At 58.6% G+C, this 21742-nt stretch carries 18 protein-coding genes; 6 read left to right on the forward strand and 12 right to left on the reverse strand.

Annotated features, from left to right (window positions below):
- Position 1: 1 nt before the first annotated feature.
- Together CFB10_RS03940 and CFB10_RS03945 are read right to left on the reverse strand one after the other, a co-directional pair.
- Positions 2 to 1237 (reverse strand): SGNH family hydrolase, encoded by a 1236-nt coding sequence (locus CFB10_RS03940; RefSeq protein ID WP_026364050.1) that lies wholly within the window; start codon positions 1235 to 1237, stop codon positions 2 to 4.
- Between the two features lie 63 nt (positions 1238 to 1300).
- Positions 1301 to 2515: a lytic murein transglycosylase gene (locus CFB10_RS03945; protein WP_244559855.1), complete on the reverse strand. Its 1215-nt coding sequence runs from the start codon at positions 2513 to 2515 to the stop codon at positions 1301 to 1303.
- A 204-nt stretch (positions 2516 to 2719) separates the two neighbouring features.
- On the opposite strand from CFB10_RS03945, the gene galU reads away from it, so the two are divergent.
- The gene (gene galU / locus CFB10_RS03950; protein ID WP_003506117.1) at positions 2720 to 3607 is read left to right on the forward strand and encodes a UTP--glucose-1-phosphate uridylyltransferase GalU; all 888 of its coding nucleotides are present in this window, start codon (positions 2720 to 2722) and stop codon (positions 3605 to 3607) included.
- Between the two features lie 57 nt (positions 3608 to 3664).
- Here the strand turns inward: galU and uppP are convergent, their stop codons facing one another.
- Positions 3665 to 5164, reverse strand: a complete 1500-nt coding sequence (uppP, locus tag CFB10_RS03955; protein WP_020012254.1) for a polysaccharide biosynthesis protein UppP — start codon at positions 5162 to 5164, stop codon at positions 3665 to 3667.
- Positions 5165 to 5170: 6 nt separating this feature from the next.
- Positions 5171 to 5491, reverse strand: a complete 321-nt coding sequence (locus CFB10_RS03960) for a hypothetical protein (protein WP_170940895.1) — start codon at positions 5489 to 5491, stop codon at positions 5171 to 5173.
- Between the two features lie 92 nt (positions 5492 to 5583).
- On the opposite strand from CFB10_RS03960, the gene CFB10_RS03965 reads away from it, so the two are divergent.
- Positions 5584 to 5949: a PAS domain-containing protein gene (locus CFB10_RS03965; RefSeq protein WP_020012253.1), complete on the forward strand. Its 366-nt coding sequence runs from the start codon at positions 5584 to 5586 to the stop codon at positions 5947 to 5949.
- Between the two features lie 112 nt (positions 5950 to 6061).
- Positions 6062 to 7057 (forward strand): SIS domain-containing protein, encoded by a 996-nt coding sequence (locus CFB10_RS03970; RefSeq protein WP_003506123.1) that lies wholly within the window; start codon positions 6062 to 6064, stop codon positions 7055 to 7057.
- 34 nt (positions 7058 to 7091) lie between these two features.
- On the opposite strand, the gene CFB10_RS03975 is transcribed toward CFB10_RS03970, so the two are convergent.
- The 6 genes from CFB10_RS03975 to CFB10_RS04000 form a co-directional block, all read right to left on the reverse strand.
- Positions 7092 to 7556 (reverse strand): NfeD family protein, encoded by a 465-nt coding sequence (locus CFB10_RS03975; RefSeq protein ID WP_020012252.1) that lies wholly within the window; start codon positions 7554 to 7556, stop codon positions 7092 to 7094.
- 2 nt (positions 7557 to 7558) lie between these two features.
- Positions 7559 to 8608 carry an SPFH domain-containing protein gene (locus CFB10_RS03980; protein ID WP_020012251.1) on the reverse strand — a complete coding sequence of 350 codons (1050 nt, stop codon included), beginning with the start codon at positions 8606 to 8608 and terminating at the stop codon, positions 7559 to 7561.
- 57 nt (positions 8609 to 8665) lie between these two features.
- Positions 8666 to 9700, reverse strand: a complete 1035-nt coding sequence (gene hemH / locus CFB10_RS03985) for a ferrochelatase (protein WP_026364048.1) — start codon at positions 9698 to 9700, stop codon at positions 8666 to 8668.
- A 350-nt stretch (positions 9701 to 10050) separates the two neighbouring features.
- Complete coding sequence (locus CFB10_RS03990; protein ID WP_020012249.1) at positions 10051 to 11976, reverse strand: 5'-nucleotidase C-terminal domain-containing protein; 1926 nt, start codon at positions 11974 to 11976, stop codon at positions 10051 to 10053.
- 217 nt (positions 11977 to 12193) lie between these two features.
- On the reverse strand, positions 12194 to 12568 hold the full coding sequence (gene omp10, locus CFB10_RS03995; RefSeq protein WP_003506132.1) for an outer membrane lipoprotein Omp10: 375 nt from the start codon (positions 12566 to 12568) through the stop codon (positions 12194 to 12196).
- 149 nt (positions 12569 to 12717) lie between these two features.
- Complete coding sequence (locus tag CFB10_RS04000; RefSeq protein ID WP_020012248.1) at positions 12718 to 14163, reverse strand: homospermidine synthase; 1446 nt, start codon at positions 14161 to 14163, stop codon at positions 12718 to 12720.
- A 260-nt stretch (positions 14164 to 14423) separates the two neighbouring features.
- On the opposite strand from CFB10_RS04000, the gene CFB10_RS04005 reads away from it, so the two are divergent.
- Positions 14424 to 15332, forward strand: coding sequence for a GGDEF domain-containing protein (locus tag CFB10_RS04005; RefSeq protein WP_020012247.1), 909 nt, complete (start codon positions 14424 to 14426; stop codon positions 15330 to 15332).
- Here the strand turns inward: CFB10_RS04005 and CFB10_RS04010 are convergent.
- Positions 15329 to 15964, reverse strand: a complete 636-nt coding sequence (locus CFB10_RS04010; RefSeq protein WP_020012246.1) for an aminotransferase class IV family protein — start codon at positions 15962 to 15964, stop codon at positions 15329 to 15331. The genes CFB10_RS04005 and CFB10_RS04010 overlap by 4 nt on opposite strands.
- Before the next feature lie 95 nt (positions 15965 to 16059).
- Positions 16060 to 17910, reverse strand: a complete 1851-nt coding sequence (locus CFB10_RS04015) for a M3 family oligoendopeptidase (protein WP_020012245.1) — start codon at positions 17908 to 17910, stop codon at positions 16060 to 16062.
- A gap of 169 nt (positions 17911 to 18079) precedes the next feature.
- Here CFB10_RS04015 and CFB10_RS04020 point away from each other — a divergent pair, with 169 nt between their 5' ends.
- Positions 18080 to 19627 carry a sigma-54 dependent transcriptional regulator gene (locus tag CFB10_RS04020; RefSeq protein WP_020012244.1) on the forward strand — a complete coding sequence of 516 codons (1548 nt, stop codon included), beginning with the start codon at positions 18080 to 18082 and terminating at the stop codon, positions 19625 to 19627.
- Positions 19628 to 19802: 175 nt separating this feature from the next.
- Entirely contained in the window at positions 19803 to 21707 is a 1905-nt protein-coding gene (locus tag CFB10_RS04025; RefSeq protein WP_020012243.1) for a DUF882 domain-containing protein, read from the forward strand.
- The last annotated feature ends 35 nt before the right edge of the window (positions 21708 to 21742 follow it).

A 21742-nucleotide genomic window follows, 5' to 3' on the forward strand; every position in this document is an offset into this window, starting at 1 on the left:
CTTATTGTTTTGCCTGTGTGGTATCCGGCGCCACACGATAATCATCGATACGGCCTGCCGGCGCATCGGCCATCTCGCCGCGCTTGGTCAGCCTTTCGCGCGGCGATTCCACCACGGATACGCGTGTCGGCCCGGCGGACAAAGGGGCGTCGCCCAGCAGCTTGTCGCCGCCATCGAGATTGGGATCGGTCAGGCTGATCGGCTGGGTTCGCACCTGCCCCGCATCGATGCCAAGTGCGGGCAGGGAGGTGAGCGCCGGCAGATTGCTGCCGTCCAGTTTCACGAGGTCCGGCCCGGCGCTGTCAAGGTGCCGGCGCACGAATTTTTCGACGTAAAATGCAAGCTTGCGCTTGCCGGCCTGGGTCATGCCGATGCCATCAGCCTCGCGCAGGCGGGCCTGCTGGCCGTTCATATCGTAGCCGGTAATGACGAATTTTCCCGCCTCATCGACGAAACCGTCCCAGACATCGACGAATTCACCGCCATATTTTTCGACATGGCTGCGATAAAGCCGGTTGAAACCGACGAGATCGGCCGAAAGCGACGGCGACTGGAAGGCGGGAAGGCCAACCCAGAGCAGCGGCACCTTCTGGCGTCCGGCAAGGGTCAGAAGTTCGTCGATCCGCCGTTCATATTCCTTGAACCAGACCTCCGTGCCGAATTTTTCCCTGATATCGCCGATCTGCATCTGCTGGCGATCATTAGACCCCATCATGATGACGATGGTGGCCGGTTTGGTCTCGCTGATGAATTGCGGCAGGTTGGTGAACCAGTCGTAATAATCGGTGCGGACGAGGCCGGAAGAGCCGTTGGCACGCACATCGACGGCGATTGCCGGCGAACTTGCAAAGGCATTGACCAGTTCTTCCCCCATGCCGCCGGCGAGAAAATCGCCGATGACCAGAACCCGTCTTGCATTTTCAAGCTTGGCTGCCGGCTCCGGTTTTGCGGTCCGCATCTGCACCACCGAGGGCGCTTTTCTGGCGGGTTGCGGGCGGGTGACCGATCGTTCACGCGGAGCAGAGGGAAAATCCCGGCGGTTGCGGGGCTGGTATTCACGACCGGATCCGCCATCGCGGCCCACAGGTTTGCCAAAGAGCATTTCAAACAGGGTGCGCCGTTGCTCTTGTGCGAAGCTTTCGGAAGGAACGAGCGGCAGTGTAAGCACAGCGGAAAGAAGGACGGCGCAGAAACGCCAGCCGGTTCTTCCGTTTTTTTCCGCAGGTTTCCTACTCATGACATCAACCTTTCCGGATGCATCGACGGCGCCCACAACGCCGCCGAATTCGCCGGCACATTATCAATTGCGCAGGGCTCTCAGCAACCGCTGCGACGGCTGACCGTCGGTTTCCATGCCCATGCGCGACTGGATGGCGCTGATGGCGGCTTTCGAACCGGAGCCGAAGTTCCCGTCGACCTCGCCATCATAATAGCCGAGTTCCTTCATGCGGGTCTGGAGTTCGAATTTTTCACGAATATCCAGCGTTCCGTCGGGGCGCGGCCATTTCTGCTGCATGCCGCCATAACCGGCGATTTCATCCGCAAGCAGGCCGACAGCCAGCGCATAGCTGTCGGAAGCGTTGTATTTCTTGATGGTGAAGAAGTTCTTCATCATCAGGAAACCGGGGCCGCTTGCGCCGCCCTGCAATTTCAGCATGGCGCGATCGGAACCGCGGGTGAAATTCTTGCCGTTCGGACGGGTGAAGCCAAGCTTTGCCCATTCCGCAATGGTCTTTGTCTGCCCTTCATAACGGGCGCCGCCACGCGGAACGGCGGTTTCGTAACCCCAGGTCCGGCCGGTTTCCCAGCCGTTCTTGGAAAGAAGATTGGCAGCGGTTGCCAGCGCGTCCGGAACGGAATGCCAGATGTCGCGCTTGCCGTTGCCATCCGCATCCACCGCATAAAGCAGGTAGCTGGTGGGAATGAACTGGGTGTGACCCATCGCGCCCGCCCAGGAGCCCGTCAGCTGTTTCGGCGTCACGTCGCCCGCCTGAAGAATCTTCAGAGCGGCGATCAGTTGCGTGCGCGCGAATTTGGCGCGCTTGGGATCGGAATAGGCGAGTGTTGCCAGCGCCTGCGGAATATTGTGCAGTCGCTCCGGCTTTTCGAGAACCGCGCCGTAATTCGATTCCATCGACCAGATGGCGAGAATGATGTGCTTGTCGACATTGAAGTTACGCTCGATCCAGTTGAGGGTCGTCGCGTGCTTCATCTTCATTTCGCGGCCGATCCGCACCGTGTACGGATTGACGCGGGAATCGAGATAATCCCAGATCTGCGTGGTGAATTCCGGCTGGAAGGTGGCCTTGCGCAGCGCATCCGGGTCCGGCTCGCTGACACCGGAAAATGCCTTCTGATAGGTCGCCTTGCTAATGCCTTCTTTCGCGGCTGTTGCGTAGAACTGGTTGATCCACTGTCTGAACCCCGCATCTGCGTGAGCAGAAACGGGCACCAGCGAGATTGCCAAACCTGCAACCATCATGCAGCCGAATTTGCGGACACCTGAAAGGGTCATCTTTGTCATCGTCAGTCTTTCGTTCTCTCGAATGTCATTTCGATTGCGAAAACGCATCGGGCGTCGTCATGGATAACAAAAGAACGTCAACAAATTCTTTACCATTAATAGATGGTAGCGTCACCCTTTACAAAACGTTGTTATTTTTGAAATAACAACAGCGTGCGGGGATTGTGATCAAGTTTTATCTCTCAGGAGGGATATGTGGTAGAACAGAAGAAAATTCGGAAGGCTGTATTTCCGGTCGCAGGTCTCGGTACGCGTTTCCTGCCCGCCACAAAGGCGGTTCCGAAAGAAATGCTCACCGTCGTCGACAAGCCTGTCATTCAATACGTCGTCGATGAGGCGGCGGAAGCGGGCATTGAGCATTTTGTATTTGTCACCGGCCGTGGCAAGGCGGTGATTGAAGATTATTTTGATATTCAATTTGAACTCGAACAGATGCTGCGCGAGCGCAACAAGAATGCCGAGCTGACATTGCTGGCCGGCCTTCTGCCCAAGGCGGGCACGGCAAGCTTCACGCGCCAGCAGGTGCCGCTTGGTCTTGGCCATGCGGTCTGGTGCGCCCGTGATATCGTCGGCGACGAGCCTTTTGCCGTGCTCTTGCCCGACATGATCATGCATTCGCAGAAAAGCTGCCTTAAGGGCATGGTTGAACTTTACGACCAGACCCAGGGCAACGTCATCGCGGTGCAGGAATGCGCTCCTGATCAGACGCATAAATATGGCATCGTCGGCGTGGGCGACGCTGTCGGTGAAGGCTTCAAGATTACCGAAATGGTCGAAAAGCCTGCCAAGGGTACGGCGCCGTCGAATTTCTACATCAACGGCCGTTATATTCTCCAGCCCGAGATTTTCGACATCCTCGAAAATCAGGAGCGTGGCGCCGGTAATGAAATCCAGCTGACGGACGGCATGCTGTCGCTTGCCAAATCGCAGCAGTTCGCCGGCTATCATTTCCGTGGCCAGACCTTCGATTGCGGCGCCAAGGATGGTTTCATTCTTGCCAACGTCGCCTTCGCGCTTGAGCGTGGCGATATTCGCCCTGCAATCGAAGAGCCGATCAAGGCTCTGATTGATGGTCTGAAATAATCGACCGAGCACATAAGGAAATCCCGGCCTTCGCGCCGGGATTTTCGTTTGTGGCTGTTATCGCTTCAGGACAAGTCCCGCGCCGACGCGCAGTTCGCTGCTGTCATAAACCGGCGTCCACTGGTAGCTGACGTCGGCTGTCAGGTCGAGATAGCGGTTGAGACCCCAGGTCAGGCCGGCGCCTGCGGTATATTCCACGGCATTTTCGATGTCGGAAGAGGGGAATGTGCGGTGCACGATCTGTCCCGTCAGGCGGGCGACGAGGTTGCTGCGCAATTCGTGGGTCAGGCCGGCATCCAGCCTGTAAGAAATCCAGCCACCCTGCGGCCCGCCGGCAAAGTCCTCTATCGTCGTGCGCAGGCCGAGGTTGACATTCGTGCCACGCTGGGGCGACCAGTTGAGTTCGCCATCCAGTGTCAATGCACCGATCGAGGCGAGGCGATCGTCATCATATTGCTTGCGCAGATAACCGATGGCGGCCTCGCCGCGTGTCTTCTCGCCAAGATCGACTTCCGCGCCGACCTTTGCCCCGTAGGAGTTGGAGGAACGGGCATAGCCCGAATTGTCGAGACGCCTGTCATATTTGGTCGTCCCCGCATTCAGCTCGAGGAAGGGGATGAGCGCCGGCGACAATTCGTAGCCGATGCGTCCGCGCAGGTTGGCGCCATTCTGGTCGCGGTCGCTGAGGCTGATCGGTCGTCCGTCTGTGCCCTTTGCATCGGTATAGACCGTGCGCGAGAGATCGAGCGCCGCCAGACCACGCAGCTTGCCGAAGTCCCGCTCTATCGACGCGCCCGTGGTGAAGCGGTGTTCGCCGCCCTGTACGGCAGCACCGGTCAGAGCGTTGGGGTCCGTCGTGTCCTCGCGGCTGAATTCGTAACCGGCCTTGAGATTGGCTGTCGTTTCTTCGCCGAGATCAAGACGCAGGTCGGCCTCTATCCTTGCCCGGGGCTCTTCGCCATCCTTGTCGCTGCCGAAGTTTCTTTCCCAGGCGCCGTCACCTGTCACCGTCAATGCGTGGCGGGACCAGTCGCTGGTGAGCGTGCCGCGTATACCGGTCGTCAGATAGTTGCGTCTGGAAGGGCCACCGGTATTCGTTTGTTTTTCCGTATTGATCGTCTGGCTGATCGAAGGCCGTAGCAGGAATGTACCGAGCCGGATGCCGGGCGTCTGTCCGGGCTGTGTCGCTATCCGTGGATTTTCGCCGCCGTCCATCGTCGGCTCATAGGGGTTTTCGGCGTCGGCATAGGGTTGGCCCGCGTCGTCCTGCTGTTCGTAGATCGGGTCGCCGGGATTGTTGGACGGACGCCAGAGTTGTGGTGTGGGCGCTGGCGTGGCTGTGGCCTGAACCGTGCCTGTGCTCACTCCTCCATTCGTCGCCGGCGGGGGTGAAGTTGTTCCGTCTCCGGCAGAAGCGGCGGTCGGCAATGCGGGCGTGGCCGTCGTTGCAGTCTGCGCGAAAGCGCTTCCCTGCGGGCAAAAAATCGTGCAGGCGAGCAGCAGGGTTGCTGCTTTCCGCGACGTCGGCAGACGTGTGGCGGTGCCCTTCACATTCATTCCTTTTCACCCGGCGAGTTTGGCCGATGCCGGATCGAAGGCCCGCCAGGGCATCTCCTCGGACCCGATGAGTGACAGGCCGATGAAATGACATGAAGAAACCAGGGACCAGACAGGCGACGCAAGTTTTAACATCGCTTTAACAATAGGTTTTTTATGGTTAACAGTTGATAAAGATCGCCGGGATTTCAGCGTTTTGGCAGGTGGCGGAAAAGCGGGAGCACCCATCCCCGGATCAGGCGGCTCGATTTCGTCCGCTCCGATGACTGGAGAAAAATAGTCATAAATGCAAAAAAATTCTAATATGAGAAGATTAAAACGTTTCAATTTGGCACGGAATCGCCCTATGATCTAACAGGGCTGATCTTCTATTGCCCACCAAGTCGTATTGAATTTATTTTGTGTGACAGCGTCGTTTCATGAATCCCGTTTTGAACATCAAGCAGGTCGGTTTTTATTGCTGGGATATTACCAATGACCGTTTCTATTTAGATGAAGTATGTGCTGATCTCTTCGGGATTCCACTAAGACAGGCGATGCAGGGTATCAGCATTTTTCAGATGCTCGAAAAAGTGGATCTGGATCATCGAAATCGTGTGATCGAAACGGCATTGGTCACCCTGAAGGCTGCGAGTTTTTATGATCAGGAATATGCCGTGCGCCGTAGCGACGGCTCGGTCTCATGGGTAAGGACGCTCGGGCGCTATCTGGTCGATGAGGAAAACATCCCTTTCAAGCGGCTGGGAACAATCGAGGAGATTTCTCCGCCGGACCGGCGTCATTGACGACATGCCGTCATACCGAAGCCGCCGAACATTTTCGGGTGGGATCTACTAAAACTCGGTGCTTGACGGCTGAAGAGTGGACTTATTCCGGCTGAAAGAGTAACAGTCGGCCATGATTACGCGCGCCGTCAAACTGGTCGAAGACAATGCCATCGAATCCGCCGTGCGGACGATTTCGATGGAACGGGCTGGCCTTGCCGCCCTTGAAGACGCTCTCCAGAACGGTCTTTCCGAGCCCTTCTGCAAGGCGATAGAGACCATCGGCCAGTCGAACGGCCGCCTCATCATCACCGGGGTCGGTAAAAGCGGCCACATAGGCGCAAAGCTTGCCGCTACCTTTGCCTCCACCGGCACGCCCGCCTTTTTTGTGCATGCGGCGGAAGCCAACCATGGCGATCTCGGCATGATCGGCGGCGATGACGTGGTGCTGGCGATCTCCAAAGGCGGCGAAAGCGCGGAATTGCGCAGCATCATCAATTATTCGCGCCGTTTTTCCATTCCGCTGATCGCGCTCACCTGCTCGGAAAATTCATCGCTGGCCCAGGCTTCAGATATCGTGCTGCTGGTTCCCAATGAGCAGGAAGCCTGCCCGCTCGGACTTGCGCCGACGACCTCCACATTGATGCAGCTGGCGCTGGGCGATGCCCTTGCCGTCGCGCTTCTCGAGGCGCGCAATTTCACGGCGGGCGATTTCAAGGTGTTTCATCCCGGCGGCAAGCTGGGGGCGAGCCTGACGCTGGTCAGCGATATCATGCATACCGGCGATCGCGTGCCGCTGGTCAATAAGGGAACGGCCATGCCGGAAGCGGTTGGTGTTCTCTCGCGCAAGCATTTCGGCTGTGTTGGCATTCTGGATGAGGATGGCCGTCTGTGCGGCATCGTCACCGAGGGTGATATGGCGCGTAACCTGTCGCGCAACCTCGCCGAAATGACGGTCGACGATATCATGACCCGCTCGCCGAAGACCGTCAAAAAATCGGTGCTTGCGACCAGCGCACTGGCGACGCTGGAAAAATTCCATATCGGCGCGCTGATTGTCATTGATGACGACAATCGACCGATCGGGTTGGTGCATTTCCACGATCTCTTGAGGATCGGGGTGGCTTGAAGCCTCGCCGATTTTGAGAAGCTGATCCTGAAACCTATCGGTCTATCGGCTCGACTGTCAGCGTGCGTCCGCGCGCAGAAGCGATCCTGACACGGGTTCCGGCCGGCAGGTCTTCGCCGTTTACCGGCCACCATGTATCGTCCAGCCTGATCCGGCCACGTCCTTCCACAATCGGCTCCTGAAGGGTCGCAGTGCGGCCGACAAGGCTTGCCTCCCGCTGATTAAGGAAGGGCTCGTCGCTTGCCCCGCGGTTTCGGCCGAAATATTTACGGCCGAGCAGGGCGAAGACGACGGAGAGCGTGGCAAACAGCACCAGCTGCAATTGCCAGGCCCAGATTGCGGCATCCCATAAGAACAGCGAAAAGACGCCGATGACCAGCGCTGCGATGCCGATCCAGATCAGGAAGACGCCGGGCGCGATGAGTTCTGCGGCGAGCAGCACGAAGCCGACGATCCACCAGCTCCAGGGTCCCAGCTCAGTGGCAAGCCGTTGCAGCATCGTCACTTCTCCGATGAAGAGCCGAAGGGATTACCCGGGATGGTAACATTGATGCTTTGGCCGGAAGACCGGGTCGGCGGCACGGAGCGGGATGACGTGGGGGCGGCGGGCGCGCTCGGTGCATCGCCCTTGTCACCGAAGACCTCCCGCGCAATCGTGCCGATGCCGCCGAGGGAACCGATGAGTGCCGAGGCTTCCATCGGCATCAGCACGATCTTGGAATTCTTGGCCGTGCCGATTTCGGCAAGCGCTTCGGTGTATTTCTGGGCGACGAAATAGTTGATGGCGTGGACGTTGCCGGAAGCAATGGCTTCCGACACCATGCGGGTGGCGTTGGCTTCGGCCTCGGCCAGACGTTCGCGTGCTTCGGCATCGCGGAACGCCGCTTCGCGCTGACCTTCCGCCTCCAGAATGGCGGATTGTTTGGCGCCTTCCGCGCGAAGGATCTGGGCGTTGCGGGCGCCTTCTGCTTCCAGCACCTGCGCGCGCTTTTCGCGCTCCGCCTTCATCTGCCGCGCCATGGAATCGACGAGGTCTTTCGGCGGCGCGATATCCTTGATTTCGATACGGGTCACCTTGATGCCCCAGGGCCCTACCGCCTCATCGACAACGCGCAGCAGGCGGTCATTGATGGCGTCGCGGTTCGACAGCAGCTCGTCGAGGTCCATCGAGCCCATCACCGAGCGGATATTGGTCATGGTGAGGTTTTCGATCGCCATTTCAAGGTTGGCGATCTGGTAAGCCGCCTGTGCGGCGTTCAGCACCTGATAGAAGGTGACGGCATCGGCAGAAACACTCGCATTGTCGCGGGTAATGACTTCCTGCGTCGGTATGTGGAGCACCTGCTCCATCACATTCATTTTCGAACCGATTCTTTCGAAGAACGGCACGATGAGGTTCAGGCCCGGTTCGAGCGTGCGGGTATAACGCCCGAACCGCTCAACGGTGTAACGATGCCCCTGCGGCACGGTCTTGATGCCGGCAAACAGCACCAGAATAACCAGAACAACCGCCGCTATGACGACGATGTCGAAACCGCCCAATGCAATCATCACTTTCCCTCCAAATCGGAACTATCGGGGATTTATCCCAACAACCTTATGGCAATATTACACCCAGCCTTGCAACTCCCGTCTTACAACCGTTTCGAGAACATTCATGCCCTCGACGCTGTCGTTGAGACACGGAATATGGGTGAATTTCTCACCGCCATTATGCAGGAATATTTCACCGGCTTCACCGGCAATTTCTTCCAGTGTTTCAAGACAATCCGAAACGAAGCCGGGATTCATGACGGCGATGCGCTTCACACCCTCGGAAGCCAGTTTTTCCACTGTTTTGTCGGTATAGGGCTGCAGCCATTCTTCCGGCCCGAAACGTGACTGGAAGGTGATCATGAAGTTCTTTTCGGTCCGGCCCAGCGCTTCCCGCAACAGACGTGCGGTTTTTTGGCAATGACAATAATAGGGGTCACCCTTTTTGAAATAGGATTGCGGAATGCCGTGGAACGAGGTGATGAGCATTTCCGGCTCCCAGTCCAGCGTCGCCAGATGGTTTCTGACGGAGGCCGCGAGCGCCTCGATATAGGCGGGGTCGTCATGATAGGGCGGCACGGTGCGAATGGCGGGCTGCCAGCGCAGCTTCATCAGATGCTCGAAAGCCTTGTCGTTCACGGTTGCGGTGGTCGATGCGGCATATTGCGGATAAAGCGGGAAAAGCAGGATTTTTTCGCAGCCCTGTTCCTTCAGCGCGTCGATCTTCGAGGCGATTGAGGGCTGACCGTAACGCATGCCCCAGTCGACCACGACATTAGGCAGATCTTTCAACGCTGCCGCCATCAACTCGCCCTGGCTGCGTGTATAAGTGCGCAGGTAGCTTTCATTGCGTTCGTGGTTCCAGATTTCCTCATAGGCCTTGCCGACCTTCTGCGGGCGCTTGTTGAGGACGATACCGTAAAGAATGGGATACCAGTAAAGGCGCGACCATTCGATTACGCGCTTGTCGCTCAGAAACTCCGCCAGATAACGGCGCATCGGCCAATAGTCCGTGCCGTCGGGCGTACCCAGATTGACGAGCAGGACGCCCACCTTGCCAAAAGTTACAAGGGGATGGTTTGCGGGGAGTGGGGATAGTTCTGTCGCCATGAATGATACCCTGAAACTCGGACTGGTTGTACGAGGAGCGGCCCGCCTCGGATAAAGGCCAGAAACGCTCCATCTTCTGTTTATCTGCCCGAACGCAAACCGATGAGGTTTGGCCGGAATGCCCGAGCTATACGCTCGGGTCGTCATTTTGTTCACCGTGTTCTAGACGAAATTCTTCAGGATTGAACCATCGGCGGCGGCAATTTCCGGGGTGAGGGGAGGCGAAGGCTGTCCCTTGGCAAATCTTTATCCTTAGCGCCTTGTTTTTAAACAGAAAACAAGAAGCCGGTCCCGATGTCCGGGGCCGGCTCTGTGTCTGCGGCAAATTGCCCTGTTCGTTCCCGCCCGGCTTATTGGGCCGGCAGTTCCAGCTCCTCGCCAATTTCAATGTGGTTCGGCTGCTTCAGCGTGTTTGCCTTGGCAATTCTGTGCCAGAGAGCGCCGTCGCCATATTTCTCCGCTGCGATCTTCCAGAGCGAGTCGCCCTTTTCGACGACGTATTTGCTGACGGCGGCAGCGGCCGCAGCAGGTGCCGGGGATGCCGGCGTGGTTGCAGCCGGTGCTGTGGCAGCAGGCGCCGCAGGTGCCGGAGCAGCAGCTGGGGCAGGCGTGGTTGCGGCTGGCGCTGGTGCCGCAGGCTTTGCCGGAGCAACATAACCGGCAGGCGTCACTTCACTGATACGGCCGTCGGTATAGGGCTTATAGGGGCTGTTGGCGGTGATATAGGCCGCAACTGCCTCTTCGAGGTTGGGGCCGAAGTCATAGGCATTGATCGCCTTGGTCGCGAAAACCTTGAAGCCATCACCGCCGGTGCGCACGTAATTATTGGCCGCCACGATATAGGTCTTGGCGGGATCGAGAGGCACGAAGGCGTCGCCTTCCTTGACGTCGACCGAAACGATACGGCTGCCGGCCGGCTTGGAACGGTCGAAGGAATATTTCATGCCGGAAACCTGCATGAAGCGGCCCGCGCCGTCGTCAATCTGGCTGACGCCGTTTTCGAGGGCGGCACGAATATCTTCGCCCTTGAGCTGGAAGGTTGCAACGGTGTTCTGGAACGGCAGAACCGTCAGCACTTCACCCATGGAGACATCGCCGCCATCAATGGAGGAACGCAGGCCGCCGCTGTTTGCAAAAGCGATGGTGACACCCTGATCTTTGACGCGGGCCAGCGTCGCATCGGCCACCAGATTGCCCATGGAGCATTCCTTCACGCGGCAAACCTTGCGGTCGCCCTCAATCGGGCCTTCCGAAGTGCCGACGACCTTTGCTTTCAGGGCTTCGATCGGCGCCTTCAGCTCGTCGATGCGCTTCAGCGTGGCTTCATCGGGTTTGAACGAGGAATCGACGAGGATCGGGTCGCCCTTGCTTTCCTTCACGACGCCGCTGTCATCGAAGACCACTTTGAGGTCGCCGAGATATTTGCTGTACTGCCCGGCCTGCACGACCGGAACCTTGTAACCGCCGGGATTGTCGACGAGCGTCGGATAAGGGCCTTCGGCCTTCTGGTCGGTGTTGGACAGCAGCGTGTGGGTATGGCCGCCAACCACGACGTCGACGTCAGGAATTTTGGCGATGAATTCGAGATCGCGTGGATAGCCGACATGGGTCAGCGCGATGATCTTGTTGACGCCGTCCTGCTTCAGCTTCTGCACCTGTTCGCTGATTTTCGCGACATCTTCGGCGATGGTGATATTGGGACCGGGCGTTGCCAGTTCCGCCGTGTCGTTGGCGACGGCGCCGACGATGCCGATTTTCTGTCCGCCGACTTCGAGCACGATGGACGGCTTGACGCGGTCGCCGATTTTCGAGGCGGCGGTGGCTACCACATTGGCGGTCACGACCGGGAACTGCACCTTGTCGAGGAAGCCGGCAAGGCCGTCTTCGCTATCGTCGAATTCATGATTGCCGACGGTCATGGCGTCGAACTTCATGGCGTTGAGCACTTCCGCTTCCACCGTGCCTTTATAGGTGGTGTAGAACAGCGATCCCTGGAAATTGTCGCCGGCATTCAGCAGCAGGACATTTTTCCCTTCCGCCTTCAGCGCATCACGGGTCTGGTTGATTGCGGTCAGCAGGCGCGCGGCGCCGCCGAAGCATTCGTTCTTGCCTTCTTCTTCCGCCGAGCAGGTCGAGTCGAATTTGTTGATCGATTCGATACGGGAGTGAAAATCGTTGATGTGAAGAATGTTGAGCTCATAATCGGCCAGAGCCGCTCCAGCTGAAAGCGTTATTGCCGAAACGCTCAGCATGCCCAGTCCCAAAATTTTCTTCATGGTCCCTCTCTCCTGTTCAAAGCGGAAGTCCAGGCCGGCTGATCATTCTCCGACCGAGCTCATTCTTTATTCCGAAAACATGTCAGTCTTTCGAAAACCGGATGTTTCCATTTAGCGGCAGCCGCCGCAAGCGAAATTATGACAGGTGGGCAATAAAGAAAAACGCACGCCGAAGGCGTGCGTTTCAGAAAGTCATATCACTGAAAAGACTAGATTATCAGCCTTGTCGCGTCAGCGAGAACTGGCTGTTTGTGTCGGTCGTGCAGTTCAATTGTGACGGGGAGACGAGGGCGCAGTTGACGCGCGACTGCGTGTTGCGCACCAACGACGTCATGTTGATTTCGTAAAGCGTCGGCGAAATCGTCACGTAGGTGCCGGAGGCCAGCAGCGTGTTGGTGTCTGTCGAACGCGTGGAGAAGGCGCCGTTCTGGAACGTGGATACGATGCCGTTGCGGTCGATCCAGCGGCCGTCAACGGCCGGGCCGCGGGAAAGCGAAGGCGCCATCGAGGTCTGCTGGGAGGGACCCGGCGCGACGCATGAAGACACCGCGATGGCGGCTGAAAGCAAAGCAGCGCTTGTCTTGAAGTTCATGAGCCTGTTCTCCTGCGATTCGATGAAACCTTCTGTGCTTCGACCATGCCGTGAAGCGTTCTTTATTTCAAGGCAACGTTGTTCGCTCTCCCCGGTTCCTGACGTCGTTCAGGAAAGCCCCGGCGTGGCAAATATGAGACTCTGCCCCTTCAGCGTACGAGGATGTTGCGGAACTGCCAGGGATCGGACGTGTCGATATTGTCGGGGAACAGTCCCGGGCGGCCATCGAGCGGCGTCCAGTCAGTATAATGTCCTTCGACGGGCCCGAGATAGGGGCGTTGCACCTCGAGGCAGCGGCGGTAATCCACCTCGTCCGCTTCAACGATGCCGGCCTGCGGATTTTCAATCGCCCAGACCATGCCGGCCAATACTGCGGAACTGACCTGCAGTCCGGTGGCATTCTGGCTGGGGGCGAGCGAGCGCGCCTCCTGCAGGGTGAGACGCGAACCATACCAATAGGCGTTCTTGTCATGACCATAGAGCAGAACACCCAGCTCGTCGGCGCCGTCGACAAGCTCGTCTTCACCGAGCACATGCTGGATCGGCTGGGGGTTGCCGCCATTGCCGAACAGCTCATGCAGCGACAGAATGGCGTCGTTGCACGGGTGATAGGCATAGTGACAGGTGGGCCGATAGGTCACATCGCCGTCATCGTTGCGGACGGTGAAATAGTCCGAAATCGAAATCGCCTCATTGTGGGTGACGAGAAACCCATATTGCGGTCCGAGCCCCGGGCACCAGGTGCGCACCCGTGTATTGGCGCCGGGCTGATCGAGATAGATCGCCGACTTGCTTCCCTTTTTCTGCTTTTTCGCGTTTTTCGGCATCCAGTTTTCATGCGTTCCCCAGCCGAGTTCGGCGGGCTGGAAACCTTCGGCGATAAAACCTTCCACGGACCATGTGTTCCAGAAAGCCCCGAAAGGCTTCGGCTCTTTCGCCCGCTGGGTATCGCGCTCGGCCACATGCACGCCCTTGACGCCAAGCTGCTTCATCAGCTTCGCCCAGCCTTCCCGGTCATGTGATTGCGGTTCCTCGATGTCGAGGCCGGTATCCTTGGCGAGATTGACGAGCGCCTGCTTCACGAACCAGGACACCATGCCGGGATTGGCGCCGCAGGTGGAAACCGCGGTCGTGCCGCCGGGCCTGCGCGCTCTTTCCTTCAGCATGGTTTCGCGCAGCGAATAATTGGTTCTGGCCGCATTGTCGGCATCGGCATCGAAATAAAAACCGGGCCACGGTTCCACCACGGTGTCGATGTAAAGCATGCCGTGCTTGCGACAGATCCGCATCAGGTCGACGGAGGCGGCATCAACCGAAAGATTGACGCAGAAGCCCTGGCCCTGAACGCCTTTGAGAAGCGGCTTGAGAACTTCCTTATAGTTCTCCTTGGTCAGATGCGTCTGGACGTGGCGAATGTTTCTCTCAGCCAGAAAGGCGGCTATATCTTCGCGCGGGTCGATGACGACGAGCCGGGTCCTGTCGAAATTGAAATGACGTTCGATCAACGGAAGAGTACCGCGCCCGATGGAGCCGAAGCCGATCATGATGATGGGGCCGTCAATATCGCCGTAAATCGGGTGGTTTGCGTCCGTCATTCGTCAATTTTCCTTTTTCAGCCAATAAGTAAGCTAGATCATAAAAGCGTGCCACAATAAAGGGCAGGTGGATGACGGACATATGACGATAATGACGGCGAGACGGGCGAACGCATTGTTTCCACCATTTCTGCCTCTTCGCATTTTAGAGAGTGCGTTTATAATTAAATTCTCCTTTTCGTTTGTACGTCCAGAGGCTTGGGGGCGCTCTGACCGGATGACGGCAGGGGAGTTTTTCGCCATCACAGGGGAGTTGCCTGTTGAATGATCTTTTAGAGCGTGTCGCAGCGCTTCAAAGTGCCACCCCCGTTCTTATCGCCCTTTACGATTCCGAGGACCGGTTGCGCCATGCCAATCCGTCGTTTCGGGAAAGCTTTCAGCTTGCCGACGGTGATTTGCCAACCTGGGCGGATATCATGCGGCTGAACCACCGGCTGCGCACCGGTGTCGTCATCCGCAACAATGATTTCGAGGGATGGCTGCTCTCGGCGCAGTCCCGGCGCGGCAAGCTGCCCTATCGCGCCTTTGAGATGGACCTCTATGACGGTCGCTGGTTCTGGATGACCGAGACGGTGCAGCAGGATGGCTGGATGCTGTGCGTCGCAAGCGACGTCACCGAACTTCGCCAGGGTTACAGAACCCTGCGGCAGGACAGGGATCTGGCGGTGCGCGCCTCGCAGACGGATGAATTGACGGGAACGGCAAACCGCCGGTTCGTCTTCGCCAAGCTCGCTCTGCAGGTGGAGCAGGTCGCCAAGGGGCGTGAGGCGCCCTTTTGCCTCTGCACGCTGGACATCGATTTTTTCAAGCAGATCAACGATCGCTTCGGTCACAAATGCGGTGATGCGGTATTGCGCGATTTTGTCACCATCGCCCACTCCGTCATCCGGCGGGTGGATTGTTTCGGCAGGATCGGCGGTGAGGAATTCATGCTCATTTTGCCGCGCAGTTCGGTTGCCGAAGGCCAGGAGATCGTTGAGCGGCTGCTGCAGAAAGTGCGCCTTTCCAGACCGCTTTCCGAATTCCCGGATTTTTCCTATAGCTGCTCGGCGGGTATGACCGTCTACCAGGCGGCGGAGAGCGCCGACGATGTTTTCCTGCGTGCCGATCAGGCCCTTTATGCGGCCAAGGAGAAAGGGCGGGACCGGCTTCTGGCGGTGACGGTTTAAACAAGCTCCGCCGCAATCAGCCCGTGCAGCGAATTCCCGACGAACAGCTTCCGGCCGGTAATGTCCTCCGGTTTCAGCGCCTGTCCGCGCGCCCTGCGTTCGCGGATCAGATCGGCGCGCAGCACACCCGGCAGAATGCCGCTGTCGAGTGGCGGCGTCAGCAATTGCCCATCCGGCATTTCGACAAAAATGCTGGTCGAGGAGCCCTCGCATAATTCACCGCGCTCGTTGAGCAGCAGCACCTCATCTGCCTCGTCAGCTGAAAATTCGGCTCGGGCGGCGTCATAGGGCTCCCTGCGAGAGGACTTGTGGCGATAGAAGGTGTCGGAGGAATCGAGCCTGGTCTGCCGCGCGATGCGAACCCGCCAGACCGCATCCTGCTGCAAGGGCTGGAAATCGGCGGTTTCGATATCGAGTTCGCCCTTGTAGTTCATCACCAGCCTGACGCAGAGCGGCTTTTCACCGCTCACCTTCTTCTCCAGCACCTGCACCGCATTGACCGGTGCGCGAAAGCCGAGTGCGTCGGCGGAGCGCAGCAATCGGCGCATATGCTGGTCGATGCGCTGAAAGCCGGTCTGCGGCTCCCAGCGCAGGGTTTCCCTCAAGGTCAGATCGGCGGGTTTGCGTTTCATAGCCTGTGTTCGTCGCCTGATTTGTCTACCGGTGTCTTCTGCCGGCAATATCAACCGGCTTGTCCCAAATAGGATAGCCCTGCCGGCGGAAGAGATTAAGCCTGTTTGTTATCCAGCGCTTCCAGTTCGTCAATCAGTCCTTCGATCATTGAAAGTCCCTTGTCCCAGAAGGACGGATCGGTCGCATCGAGGCCGAAGGGTTTGAGAAGCTCCGAATGGTGCTTGGTGCCGCCTGCCTTCAGAAGCTCGAAATATTTCTCCTGAAAGCCGGTCTCGGCCTTCTGGTAAACCGCATAAAGCGAGTTCACCAGGCAATCGCCGAAGGCGTAGGCATACACATAGAAGGGCGAATGGATGAAATGGGGGATATAAGTCCACCAGGTCTCGTAGCCCTCGGAAATCCGGATCGCCGGACCGAGACTCTCGGCCTGAACGGAAAGCCACAATTCGCCTATCTGTTCGGAGGTCAGTTCTCCCTGTTTGCGGGCGGTGTGCAGCTTTCGCTCGAATTCGTAGAAAGCGATCTGGCGCACGACCGTATTGATCATGTCCTCGACCTTGCGGGCGAGCATGGCCTTGCGTTCCCTGATGTCCTTGGTGTCGTCAAGCAGCTTGCGGAAGGTCAGCATTTCCCCGAAAACGGAGGCTGTCTCGGCAAGCGTCAGCGGCGTGGCGCACATCAAGGCGCCCTGTTCGCCGGCCAGAACCTGATGAACGCCATGACCAAGCTCATGGGCAAGCGTCATCACGTCACGCGGTTTGCCGAGATAGTTGACGAGCACATAAGGATGGGCCGAGGGCACGGTCGGATGCGCGAATGCGCCCGGCGCCTTGCCGGGGCGGGCCGGCGCGTCGATCCACTCTTCATCGAAGAAACGGCGGGCAATATCGGCCATCTCGGGGGCAAAATTGCCATAGGCGGAAAGCACGGTATCCTTGGCCTCATCCCAGGGGATGATCGTGTTCGACGTATCGGGAAGCGGCGCATTGCGGTCCCAATAATTCATCTGCTCCATGCCAAGCCATTTCGCCTTCATGGCGTAATAACGATGCGAAAGGCGCGGATAGGCCTTTTTGACTGCTGCCGCCAAGGCGTCGACCACCTCGCGCTCAACGCGGTTCGCCAGGTGGCGGCTATCGGCAATATCCTCGAACTTGCGCCAGCGGTCGGAAATATCCTTGTCCTTGGCAAGCGTGTTGGTGATGAGGGTGAAAACCCGCAGATTGTCCTTGAAAGTGGCGCTCAGCGCTTCCGCCGCTTTCTTTCGGGTTTCCGGTTCCGGCTCCTGCAACATGTTGAGCGTCACTTCCAGCGGAAGGCTTGCGCCGTCAATGTCGAAACGCAGATCGGCCATCGTCTCATCGAAGAGGCGGTTGAAGGCTGCCGCGCTGGTCATGGATTTTTCGAGGAACAGCTGCTCCAGCTGGTCGTCGAGCTGGTGCGGCTTGTCCTTGCGCAAATCCACGAGCCATGGGCGGTAGTGGCCCGCCGCGGCATCATTGGCCATGCAGGCGTCCATCGTGGCGTCATCAATGCGGTTGAGTTCAAGTGTGAAAAACAGGAGATGCGCGGAAATATCCGTCAGTTTCGCCTGGGCATCGCCGTAAAGCTTGCCGTTTGCCGGGTTCGACGTATCGGAAAAATAAGTGAGCCCGGCAAAGGAGCCGATGCGGCCGATGAGATCGTCCAGCGCCTCATATTCCTTCAGCGCGGTGCCGATGCCGTTTTCTCCCGTGGCCTTCGCGGCGGCTTCGAGCTTTCCCTTCCACTTTCCCTCGAAAGCCGCCGCCATCGACGCCGCCTTCTCGAGATCACCCTTATATTCCGGTGAATTCCCCGACGGATAGAGATCCGAGAGCTTCCAGCCGGGCAGATCGCCAAGCGCTGGGCCGGAGGTTTCGGCAAGGGAGAAGACGGGTTGCGGGGTAGCGCGGTTGAGGGTCATCCAACATGTCCTTCTGATTATGCGTGCGAAGCATATGGGGACCTTGTTTCCCGCGGCAATGGATAAAATGCAAGCAATTCTCAAAACTGGATGTTCAAGTCTCCCATGCCAGAGTGCGGAATAAGGGACCGCATGAAGCAGGTCCATAAACCGGAAACCGGAGCTAAAAATGACCGCGCATGTTCTCGTGATAGACGATGATCCCGTCCAGCGCCGCCTGCTCAAAAATGCGGTGGAACGTTATGGGCATCTCGCCTTGCTTGCCGAAAACGGCAAAGCGGGGCTGGAATTGCTCAAGCAATATAGCGGCGAGATCAATGTCGTCGTCCTTGATCTGATGATGCCGGAAATGGACGGGCTTAGCTTTCTGAAGGTCGTCGGCGAACTCGGCACAGACGTTCCCGTCATTGTCCAGACGGGACAGGGCGGCATCGATACCGTCGTGCAGGCCATGCGCGCCGGCGCCTTCGATTTCGTTGTGAAGCCGGTCTCGCCGGAAAGGATCGGCGCCGCCATCTCCAATGCGCTCAAGCTCGACAGGAGAGAGGCAAAAGCCCGCACGGGAAGGCGCGGACGGAGCAATGCAGTGAATTTTACCGATATCGTTTCCGCAAGCCCGGCAATGCTGAGGGTCATTGAACTCGCACAGCGCGCCGCCCAGTCCAGCATCCCCGTGGTGCTTGAAGGTGAATCCGGCGTGGGCAAGGAAATGGTCGCCCGGGCCATCCAGTCGGCCGGCGACAGGACGAACAAGCCCTTCATCACTGTCAATTGCGGCGCCATTCCCCATAATCTGGTGGAGAGCATCCTCTTCGGCCATGAAAAGGGAGCCTTCACGGGTGCTACGGAAAAACATGTCGGCAAATTCATGGAGGCGGATGGCGGCACGCTGTTCCTCGATGAAATCGGCGACCTGCCGCTGGACGTACAGGTAAAGCTGCTCCGCGCGGTCCAGCAGGGCGAAATCGAAACCGTCGGCTCCGCACGGGTGCAGAAGGTGAATGTGCGGCTGATTTCCGCCACCAACAAGAACCTCATCGAGGAGGTTAAGGAAGGCCGCTTCCGCGAGGACCTTTATTATCGCCTCAACGTCTTTCCGATCACCATTCCGGCACTGCGTCGCCGCAAGGAAGACATCCCGCATCTCGCACGGGTTTTCGCCGAGCGCTTTTCGGCGGAACAGAAATTGCCCAATCCCGTCGGCCTCAACGCCAGCGCGCTGGCGCTGCTGACCGCCTATGACTGGCCGGGCAATATCCGCCAGCTTGAGAACGCCGTTTTCCGCGCCGTGGTGCTGTCGCAGGGCGAGGAACTGTCAGATTCCGATTTTCCGCAGATCGCACTGCAGCTGCCGGAATTTGCGACCGGCGATGATGCGGATGATCTCATCCGCGCGCCTTCAGGGGCGTCGCTGAAGCTTGCGGCCTATTCACCGCCCCCGCCGGCGGCTGCTGAAAGCCATGCCGTCATCGAGGAGCCGTCGGATATTTCCACCACCATCTACCGGGGCGGAAATCTGATCTCCAGCATGGATGAGTCGGGCAATATCCGCAAACTGGCGGAAATCGAGGAAGAACTCATCCGTTTCGCCCTGCGCTTTTATCGCGGGCAGATGAGCCAGGTCGCCAGAAAGCTCGGCATTGGCCGCTCGACGCTTTATCGCAAGCTGAAGGATTATGGCATTGATCCCGACGATCCCCTTCGAGATGCAGCCTGAAGGCAGCGACCGCGTATTCGAAGGCAGATCGCAAATTCGTTAACTTCTGAGCAAGGATATCCGCTTACCGTCTATAAACCTCTTGTTAGTGGCTGATTCACTATGTAGAGGAAGGTTGTATGTGTGTGGCAATTTTGCCATCGTGTCACCGTATTTGACGTTCATTTGAGGCAATGTGACAGAAATTGTCTTCCAGGCGGGGATCGAATTGCCATATCTGCATCGGAATAACGCGCTTTCGACCAGGATCGCGCGCGGCTTGATCAAGGATATATGCACGAAGCTGTCGGCGCGCGCTGTCACCTTTGCCTGCCTGATGCTCGCCGCAATGCCCTTCGTAGGTGTTTCGGCGACGGAAGCCGCCGCCGAGACGCGCAGCCTCAAACTGTATTATATCCATACACGCGAGAAGGCGGTCATCACCTTCAAGCGCAATGGGAAATATGACCAGAAGGGCCTGCAGGAGCTGAACCGGTTCCTGCGCGACTGGCGTCGCAACCAGCCGACACGCATGGACCCGCGCCTTTTCGACCTCGTCTGGGAAGTTTATCGCCGCAGTGGTGCGACTGATTACATCAACGTCGTTTCGGCCTTCCGCTCGCCGGAGACCAACGGTCTGCTGCGGACGCGCACCAAGGGTGTCGCGGAAAAAAGCCAGCATATGCTCGGCAAGGCCATGGATTTTTATATCCCCGGTGTGAAGCTTGCCCGCCTTCGTGAAATTGGTATGCAGATGCAGATCGGCGGTGTCGGCTTCTATCCGACCTCGGGATCTCCCTTCGTGCACATGGATGTCGGCGGCGTTCGCGCCTGGCCGCGTATGAGCCGCCAGGAACTCGTCCGCATCTTCCCGAACGGCAATACGCTGCACCTTCCGTCCGACGGCAAGCCGCTTCCCGGTTATGAACAGGCGCTCGCCGATTACAAGAAGCGCGTCAACTCCTCCTCCATTCAGGTTGCTTCCAGCGCCGGTGCCGGCCCTGCCTCCTCCGGCGGCGGCAAGCGCAAGACCCTGTTGCAGGCCCTCTTTGGCGGTGGCGACGAGGATGAAGATCCCGATAGCATCGCAGCGCCGGAGCCCGCAGAACGCCCGGCTGTTGCTCGCCCGGCGGCTCCGCAGCAGGCAGCTCCCGAGCCTGAACCCACCATTGCAGTTGCTTCGGCACAGGCACTTCCCGGCGTGAATGATGCGCCGCTGCCGACGGCTCGTCCCGCATTCGGCAACCAGCCGCCTGCCAATACCGGCCTTGCAACAGCCCTTTATTCTCCGGCCCGTAATGCCGCGCAGGACGCCCTGCAGGCAGCGACCACGCCGACGCCGACGTCAGCTCCGGCCGAGCGCCAGCAATTTGCTGATCTCGCTGAGGTTTCCGTGCCCGTACCCACACTTCTCGGCCCGCGTGGCATGAAGGGTGATGCGGAAGGGTCTATCCTGACGGCTTCCGCCGATGGTGCGACACCGGCTGCGACCGGCGAACTCGCTTCCGTTCCGGTTCCGGCCAACCGTCCGGCCGTGGCGGAAGCCCTGCTCGCGGCTGCAAATGCCGATTCGGAAGGTGAGGACGATCTCGCCGAGGCGCAACAGGATACGCTTTCGCCGACGGTGGTTGCCGCTCTTGAACAGAGCGGTCAGGCTGCCCGGTCGCAGGTCCAGTCGGCTGCCATGCCGACAGCTGCGCCATTCCCGGCTGCCGTCAACCACAAGGTTACCGTCGCACCCGCCGAAACGGCCAAGGCCGAACCGCAGGCTGGCTTCGGTGATGCTTTTGACCTGAAGCCCGCCATCAATGGCGGCCTCAGCGCCGGCATGCCGACCAAGGGTTCGCGTCCAAGCAGGCAGGATGCCGCCGTTTCCCAACAGGCCATGGTGGGTGGTGGACGCCTGACGCAGGACCTTATTTCGGACTGGGCGCTCAACCAGAACAAGGGCGCGACCGGACGCTCCGTAAAAGCGCCGCGTGTTGTCGCCAACCGCATGCTCAGCAACGACATGTCGGCTTCCGCCACTTCGGCGAGCTTCAAGCCGGGCGCCGTGGCCATCGAATCCAGCCGCTTCAGCACGCCGGTGAAGATGCACTGAGCCAGTTCTATCAGATGGCTAAAAGCCAATAAAAA

Origin of the sequence: Agrobacterium sp. 719_389, assembly GCF_900188475.1 — a bacterium.
Classification (GTDB): domain Bacteria; phylum Pseudomonadota; class Alphaproteobacteria; order Rhizobiales; family Rhizobiaceae; genus Agrobacterium; species Agrobacterium radiobacter.

Coding starts and splice junctions, on each gene's coding strand:
- CFB10_RS03940 (WP_026364050.1), bottom strand. CDS start 1,237: ATGAGTAGGAAACCTGCGGAAAAAAACGGAAGAACCGGCTGGCGTTTC.
- CFB10_RS03945 (WP_244559855.1), bottom strand. CDS start 2,515: ATGACCCTTTCAGGTGTCCGCAAATTCGGCTGCATGATGGTTGCAGGT.
- uppP (WP_020012254.1), bottom strand. CDS start 5,164: ATGAATGTGAAGGGCACCGCCACACGTCTGCCGACGTCGCGGAAAGCA.
- CFB10_RS03965 (WP_020012253.1), top strand. CDS start 5,584: ATGAATCCCGTTTTGAACATCAAGCAGGTCGGTTTTTATTGCTGGGAT.
- CFB10_RS03970 (WP_003506123.1), top strand. CDS start 6,062: ATGATTACGCGCGCCGTCAAACTGGTCGAAGACAATGCCATCGAATCC.
- CFB10_RS03975 (WP_020012252.1), bottom strand. CDS start 7,556: ATGCTGCAACGGCTTGCCACTGAGCTGGGACCCTGGAGCTGGTGGATC.
- CFB10_RS03980 (WP_020012251.1), bottom strand. CDS start 8,608: ATGATTGCATTGGGCGGTTTCGACATCGTCGTCATAGCGGCGGTTGTT.
- hemH (WP_026364048.1), bottom strand. CDS start 9,700: ATGGCGACAGAACTATCCCCACTCCCCGCAAACCATCCCCTTGTAACT.
- CFB10_RS03990 (WP_020012249.1), bottom strand. CDS start 11,976: ATGAAGAAAATTTTGGGACTGGGCATGCTGAGCGTTTCGGCAATAACG.
- omp10 (WP_003506132.1), bottom strand. CDS start 12,568: ATGAACTTCAAGACAAGCGCTGCTTTGCTTTCAGCCGCCATCGCGGTG.
- CFB10_RS04000 (WP_020012248.1), bottom strand. CDS start 14,163: ATGACGGACGCAAACCACCCGATTTACGGCGATATTGACGGCCCCATC.
- CFB10_RS04010 (WP_020012246.1), bottom strand. CDS start 15,964: ATGAAACGCAAACCCGCCGATCTGACCTTGAGGGAAACCCTGCGCTGG.
- CFB10_RS04015 (WP_020012245.1), bottom strand. CDS start 17,910: ATGACCCTCAACCGCGCTACCCCGCAACCCGTCTTCTCCCTTGCCGAA.
- CFB10_RS04020 (WP_020012244.1), top strand. CDS start 18,080: ATGACCGCGCATGTTCTCGTGATAGACGATGATCCCGTCCAGCGCCGC.